Below are 7,079 nucleotides of genomic sequence, written 5' to 3' on the forward strand. Positions count from 1 at the left end.
CTGTCCACTCATGGAAGCCTCGCCCGCTTCTGCTGCTCGATGGAGCGCGCCTCCTGAAGGGTCGGTGGCACCTCGCTCACGAAGTTTTCAGTCAGCAGCGGTCCCATCAGCGTCTCCTGCGTCCCGGGCTGGTCAGCGTCCGAGACCCAGACGGAGAACCACGACGGACCGGGCACCGCGGGGATGAAGAAGATGACGCCATTCGGGATGCGGCACTCGACCGCATAGCCCCCGTCCTCGGAGGCCCAGACGCACTGGGACTCGAGGGGCCAGTCGACCTCACGTCCCCTCCGGTCCCGCCACTGCCGCAGGGACACCTTCCGGTCCGCGCCCAGCAACAGCGCGTACCGGGGGGCCTCGATTCCATTGCGGCCGAAGTCGAGCTCCAGGTGGTCCGTCCCGACGGCTGGGACGCCCTGCGCCAGCGGAACCACCCGGTCGTCCCGGACACGGGCGGCGAGGAGCATGCCGTCCGCGTCATGCAGCAGCTTGAGCCGGACGGAAGAGTCCTCAGGACCGCGCCACGCGCGCTGACCGTACAGGAGGTGGGCCCGCGTCTCGGCCACCACCTCGCGAGCCTGGGCCCACGCTGGGTCATCGAGCGTCCCATCCACCCGCACCGGAGACACCGCGGGGCCCACGAAGTACACCCCGTCCGACTCCAGCGGCGAGCCCTGGTTCGGCAGCAGCAGTCGGTGAGGTGGGACCGCCGCGTAGCAAAGCTCCCGCAGGCAGGCCTCCCGGTTCGTGCAGCCCCCGTCCACGTGCGCGCAGAGCGTCTCTCCCCGCACGTCCCATTGAAAGGCGTTCCCATACACGAGAGGTTGCGAGAGCCGATGAACGGGCCCCTTCACATCCACCCAGACCAGGCACCACTCGCCCGCATCCAGCGCGCCGCTCTTGACGGGCACGACCGTCAGACACCCCTGTGCGGAGCACGCGCCCTGTGGCGGCTTCTGTATCGATGCGGGGCGCTCGGGACTCGTGCAGGCGGCGCGGGCCTTGTCGACGACTTCGGGGGACGGCGCCCTGCCCGTGCAGGCAAAGACCTCCTGCCGGCGACCCGGAACGGTGCAATGGCCCTCGGGCGGTGGACGCGGCGGGCCCTCGAGCGGCGGACGGAACGTGAGGGACTCCGAGGCTTGGAGCTTCCCTTCCTGGGTGCGGATGAGCCGGACATGGCCGACAGCACCACCGACGAGCACGGTCAGGTCCACCATGCCCGACGCCGACACGTCCAGGCCCGGGCGACCGAAGCTTCCGGGGCCCAGCGACCAGGAGCCGGTCACCGCTCGCGTCCGGGCATCGAGCGCGAGCACACACAGCCCGCGCTTCCCGGCCTGGAACTGCTGCTCATCCGTGCGGATGCAGAACCCCTGCGTACAGACCTCCTGGCACACGGAGCGGGGGTACGAGGGATTCGACTGACAGACCAACGTCGAGGGATTGCCGGGCACTGCGCACGGCGTCTCAGCCGCTGCGCGGGCGCCAGCGGCAACGGTGATGACCAGGGCGAGACACGCTCCTCGCCACCCTGTCTTTGGAATGCCCATGAACTGGTACCCTTGCGATGCCTGTGCCACGCCGAAGGGGGCACCTCATGCACGAGAAGCGTGGCCCTACAACCACAGCGCCGTGGTCCCGAGGCCGCAAGGCGCCTGCGGAACCTGTCGTGGACCCTGGCCTTAATGTCGAAGTGGGTTGAGACGCAGGAGTGGTTCGAGGGCGCCGAGGAGTTCGAGGGCAGCGGGCCGCGAGGGCGGAGTTCAACTCAACTCGCCCCCCAATTGCCCAAGAAGTCGCCCATGGTGAGTCGCACGCCTTGGTTGCGCAAGATGCCGTAGGCGGTGGTGACGTGATAGAAAAAGTGAGGGATCGCGAAGGCGATCAGAAACTGGTGGCCACTGGAGCGCATCGAGCCACGGCGGTGCTCAATCACGACCTCTCGTTCGAGGCCGGCTTCGAGGTCGCCTGGCGCGAGCTCTCGCAGATACGCAATCGTCGCATCGAGCCGCTGGTGCAGCTCCGCGAAGCTCTTTGCATCGTTCGCGGCCGGCCCCCGTTGCGCGCCCAGCAACTGCGCGATCGCCAACCTGGCTCCCTCCGCGGCCCAGTGGACTTGAGCGGCGAGCGTGTACATGTGCAGGTCCGCTGGCGAGTTACTCGCATCGCCGTGCATGCGCCCTTCCGCGGAGATCCGCGCGTCCAGCAACACCGCTTCACCGCTGCCACTGGCCGCGGCATGTTCTTCGGCCTTCGCCAACTGCGCTTTCAAGTTGGTCAGTCCTCGGACAAACAGGCCAGCAGAGAGTTCGTAGGCATTCAAAGACATGGTCACCATTCACCGCGTCATGCGCCGGTGCCAACCGGTCCCGACCAGCGCGTATTGATGGACTGCGATACCTACCGCACCTTGTCCCTCGCAGCCAGCGGAGCGTACGTCCAACGGGTTTCACATCAGCGTTCGCCATACCCCGTCCCGACGCCACGCTGACGCGGCCAGCTCGCGCGGCGGGAGCAGGCGTCAGGCCTGAGTCGTCCTCTCCGAACCCACTCCACATGGTTCGGGGCCTGGCCCGGCGTCGCTACAGGGCCGTGAAGAGATACGTCGACGGCCCGCTCGCGGAGGTGAGTCCCTCCTCCGTGCTACATGCCGCCAGGTCCAGGTTCAGAAAGGTCGCCACCTGCGTCACCTGCGCCCCCTGAAACAGCCCAGACGTGATGGGCCCTTTCAGGGTAAGGACGCGTTGGCCACTCGCGCTGGTTCCCACAATGGTCGTGAAATGCCAGGTACTGATTGCTCCGTTGTTCCACACAAAGGTCTGGTCACCCTCATCGGTGGCCAATAACGTCACACATGACGCCGTGGTCTCGCCCGTGAAGGTGGTCGTGAAAGAGCTCACGCCCGCGGGCAGCCCCACTCCAGTGCAAACCCCTGACAGCTCACTTCCCATGTATTGGATGAGCTTCGACGTATACGTCAATCCGGGCGAATAGGTCATCTGCGTCGTTCCGGCCGGACAGGTGATGAGCAAGAGCGCGTGCGCGACGGACGGCATCGTCAACAGCCCCAGCACCGTCCCCGCCAGCAGCAAGGAACGAGGCGACACGGAGGAGAACCGCGTTGGATGAAGCTTCAGACTGGCTTGCATTCAACCCCCCAGGGAAGAAGAGCAGTGCGCTCATTCTCGCAGCAAAGGGCCAGGAACTCCCTGCCTGCGTGGCGGCCTGTCTGCTTCTCGACGGAGGCTCTCCAGGGAGTCCTTGCTCACTCCTGACGCTCCTCCACATTCACCCGGAGAGCAGCCGCGCCATTCCCTGCGGGGTGGCGACCTCCGGAAGCGCTGGCTCTTTCGCTCGTTCTCCCGCGACCTCACTGTGACGCCCGGGCTATCTCCGTCGGGCTCATGCCCAGGAAGCGGCGCAGGCAGCGAGCCATGTGGCTTGGGTGTGAGAAGCCCGCCTCCATCGCAATCTCCGTCAGGCTCTTGCGCCCTTCCATCAAGCGCAGCCGCGCGCGCTCCACGCGACGCTCCAGCACGAATCGATGAACAGGCAGTCCCGTGGCCTGTTTGAACAGCGGCTTGAAGTGAGACAGGCTGAACCCCGCCACCCCCGCCAGTTCCACCAGCGTCAGCTCCTCGTCCAGGTGCGCCTCGATGTATTCGACCACCTGCCGCAGCCGCCACGCCGGCAATGCATGGCGACGCCTGGGCGCCGAGTCCTCCGTGGGAGACTGCAACGCGAACAGCCGTGCGGCGAGCGCCGTCGCCAGGCTGTCCACGAAGAGCCTCCCCCCCGGATATCCATCGTGGTCCTCGGCCTGCATCATCCAGCCGATGCGCTCGACCTGCGCGTCCCGGATGTGGATGGCCGGATCCAGTTCCGCCCCTTGCGCCCCCAACCCCCTGGCCTCCGCGGCCTCCCTCATCAGCGCGGGCGTCAGCCGCAGGAGCAACGACCGCGCCGGGCCCGACAACGTCCACCGGGTGCTCGACCCCGCCGGAACCACGCAGAACTGACCGTGGATGCGTGCCGCCTGACGCTCGGCCTTCCCCACGCGATACGTCACCGGCACCGGCTCCCCCACATGCAGACAGAGGACATGGCGGTCATCCACCGGCGAGTCGAACCGACCCGACGGAACCGGAGACGTGAGCACGTCGAGCAACGGCGTGCGCCCCGGACCGTGGCTCTTCAGCAGCGCGGCCGGAAGGCTTGGGTAGCACGAGGGTCGATCAGTCATCCCGGGAAACATCTCCTTGGGGCTGCCGTGCCGCAACACGGAAGATCATCCGTTTGTGCTCGAGAACGGCCAGGAATGCGCGCGCCGACGCGAGCTCACTGCAATCATTGACACGTTCTCTCCCACTGGAGTTTTCCCCATGAGACGTCGGTTCTTCCTCAAGTTCGCGGCCATGACCCTCGCGGCCAGCACGCTCGGCGCTTGTGCATCCCACCCGGAGTCCCACTCCACCACGGCTGGCGTCACGGCGGTCCAGGTGACGGACGCGGCGACCTGGCGCGCGGCGCGACGCTTCGCCCCGCTCTCGTTCGGAAAGATTGCCTATGTGGAGCGAGGCTCGGGTGATGTCGCCCTGTTCCTCCACGGCGCTCCCCTCAATGGCTTCCAGTGGCGCGGCGCGTTCGACCGGCTGTGCGACCTCCGGCGCTGCATCGCTCCTGACTTCATGGGCCTGGGCTACTCGGAGGTCCCCGAGCACCAGTCACTGGCCGCCGCTGCCCAGGTGGACATGCTCGCGGCCCTGCTCGACTCGCTCGGCGCCTCTCAGGTCGACATCGTCGCCAGTGACAGCGGAGGCGCGGTCGCCCAGCTCTTCCTGGTCAAGTTCCCAGCGCGGGTACGGACACTCCTCCTGACGAACTGCGACACCGAGCCGAACAGCCCTCCACCCAAGGTCATGCCGGCCATCGAGCTGGCTCGCGCAGGGACGCTCGCGGCCGACACCGCCGCGTGGCTCACCGACCCCGCCATGGCTCGCGCGACGTTCGGCGCGGCTGTCTTCCAGAACCCCAACACCCTCACCAACGAGGTCATCGAAACCTACGCCTCGCCCGTCGTGAGCTCGCCGAAGCGGCAGGCCCAGTACCACGCCTTCCACCAGGCGTTTCTCCCCAACCCGCTGGCGGGAATCGAGGCGAAGCTCCTTGGCGCCCACATCCCGGTCCGCATCGTCTGGGGCGCAAGCGACGACATCTTCTCGAACGAGGACGCGCACTACCTCGACCGCACGTTCCCCGGCTCCCGGGGGATTCGCTTCGTGCCGGGCGGGAAGCTGTTCTTCCAGGAGGAGAACCCCGACATCATCGCGGAGGAAGCCCTCCGTCTGTGGAAGGTCGACTGACTGCCTCCGTGGGGACGGGAGACGGCATCCTCGCGAGCTTCAGAGGGTCCGAAAACCGCGGGGCAGGTCATCCACCTCCGTGGCGGGCCCGTTGCGTCCGCTCCTCGATGCTCCCAGGCAGACACACCCGCCGGGGCCCGTGCAGGCGCCCCGGCGGTGGGATTCGACTCTTCCGCGACAGGAGGCGGACTTACGGAGCGCGCGCCAGGTCCACGGTGAGGCAGGGCTCCATCTTCTCGGGGGTCACGAGGAAAGGCGCCTCGCGGTCCAGGTGCCGGGAGATGCCCGGCGTGGCGAAGCCAATCTGGCCGCCGCCGTCGTAGATCAGGGCCAACCAGTCATTCTGCGCCGCGGGGAATACATCCCCAGCGAAGCCGTTGCGGTTGAAATCCAACGAATAGGCGCCGTTGTCGACTTGGACGTTGTTGTTGAAGTCGAGGAAGTTGCCTGCATGGCCAAAAATATTGACGCCGTTGACGCGCACTCCGCCGATGCGGTCAAGGTCCGCTTCCGTGGTAGGCGCAATAGGCGCGAACGCAGAAGTCTCAAGGATATTCTGCTCACTGAAGGCAGCAACCCGCACACGCGAGTAGTCGAGCACGCCGCCAATGTTGTCAATGACGAACCCATGAAACTGGTATTCGTAGTTCATGATGCTCAGGTAGTTGGGCTTGTAGTTGGCACCGTCATTGCCACCGTGGTCCAGGCCGATGTTGTGTCCCAACTCGTGCATCAGGGTGCCAGCCACCGCCACGTTCGGTACGCCGCCCCAAAAGCCCAGTGACACCACGAAGTCCTGGGCAGGCAGCCCGCGCGAGATGCCGCTGGAGTTGCCCCCGTTGTATCTGTGCGCGAACAGCATGTAATGGAAGTACGGCGCGCGGCTCGCGGCGAAGTACTTGGCCTTGATCTTGTCGAAGTCGGTCCAGACAGGACTCAAGTCCAGGTCCACGTCCGCGGCGGCGATCTCCTGACTCACCACCAGGTGCAGCGTGATGCCCGTGGACCCATTCGGGTTGCTCACCGGCGCTTTGGCGAAAGCCGTGATGACGCTGTTCAGCGTGTCCTGGGTCGGCAGGAGGCCGGGAAGGTAGTCCACTTCCACGAAGATATCCTTCTTGCGCGGGTTGGCGCCGAGGGCACTCAAATCCACGCCGCCGAAGCCGAACAACTCCACGTAGTCGCTGAGGCGGTCCCCGTCCGTGTCAGCGTTGTTCGGATTGGTGCCAAACACTACCTCCACGATGTCGCAGACGCCATCCTGGTCTGTATCCAGTGAGGTCAGGAGACAGCCGAGAGGGAGCGGGAGTGGCACAGCCTCTGCGACCACCTCATCCTGGCGAGTACTGCTCTGTACCTCGTCCGGTGGAGCCACGTTGCCGCAGGCGGTCAAACCGGTGAGCGTCAAGGTAGATGTCGCGTGAGAGGGTTCAGCCGATGCGCTTCATCTCCTGCACGGCCGGGATGAGGCTGGGCGAGGGGCCCAGGCGGACGGAGCCCGCGGGAGTCCAGTTGCGCGTGACGCGGCTCCATCGCTCCGGGTGACGGGATTGGGCGCGCTGGTACACCCGGTGGCGTCGAGCCATCAGCGAGGCCTCGCGACCGAAGTGCCTGTCGTCAGGCGTGACGAAGCGGATGGCGGAGTGAAGGTGCTCGGTGTTGTACCAATCCACGAAGCGCGTCACCCAGTCGTGCGCATCCTCGGCGGACGCA

At 66.3% G+C, this 7,079-nt stretch carries 5 protein-coding genes and 1 pseudogene; 1 reads left to right on the top strand and 5 read right to left on the bottom strand.

The features are described from left to right. Positions 1–8: 8 nt before the first annotated feature. The 3 genes from FJV41_RS16280 to FJV41_RS16290 form a co-directional block, all read right to left on the bottom strand. Complete coding sequence (locus FJV41_RS16280) at positions 9–1,457, bottom strand: DOMON domain-containing protein (protein ID WP_141643402.1); 1,449 nt, start codon at positions 1,455–1,457, stop codon at positions 9–11. Positions 1,458–1,771: 314 nt separating this feature from the next. Beyond that, on the bottom strand, positions 1,772–2,332 hold the full coding sequence (locus FJV41_RS16285) for a DUF1993 domain-containing protein (protein WP_141643410.1): 561 nt from the start codon (positions 2,330–2,332) through the stop codon (positions 1,772–1,774). Between the two features lie 1,041 nt (positions 2,333–3,373). Then, on the bottom strand, positions 3,374–4,246 hold the full coding sequence (locus tag FJV41_RS16290; RefSeq protein ID WP_141643403.1) for an AraC family transcriptional regulator: 873 nt from the start codon (positions 4,244–4,246) through the stop codon (positions 3,374–3,376). 139 nt (positions 4,247–4,385) lie between these two features. Between FJV41_RS16290 and FJV41_RS16295 the strand changes: the two genes are divergently transcribed. Continuing rightward, a complete protein-coding gene (locus tag FJV41_RS16295; protein WP_141643404.1) occupies positions 4,386–5,366 on the top strand; it encodes an alpha/beta fold hydrolase in 981 nt (326 codons plus the stop codon). Between the two features lie 190 nt (positions 5,367–5,556). On the opposite strand, the gene FJV41_RS16300 is transcribed toward FJV41_RS16295, so the two are convergent. Both FJV41_RS16300 and FJV41_RS52260 read right to left on the bottom strand, forming a co-directional pair. Beyond that, on the bottom strand, positions 5,557–6,774 hold the full coding sequence (locus FJV41_RS16300; RefSeq protein WP_220137866.1) for a zinc metalloprotease: 1,218 nt from the start codon (positions 6,772–6,774) through the stop codon (positions 5,557–5,559). 22 nt (positions 6,775–6,796) lie between these two features. Next, positions 6,797–7,079: pseudogene (locus FJV41_RS52260) on the bottom strand (hypothetical protein); the annotation flags it as partial.

The organism is Myxococcus llanfairpwllgwyngyllgogerychwyrndrobwllllantysiliogogogochensis, assembly GCF_006636215.1.
Lineage (GTDB): Bacteria > Myxococcota > Myxococcia > Myxococcales > Myxococcaceae > Myxococcus > Myxococcus llanfairpwllgwyngyllgogerychwyrndrobwllllantysiliogogogochensis.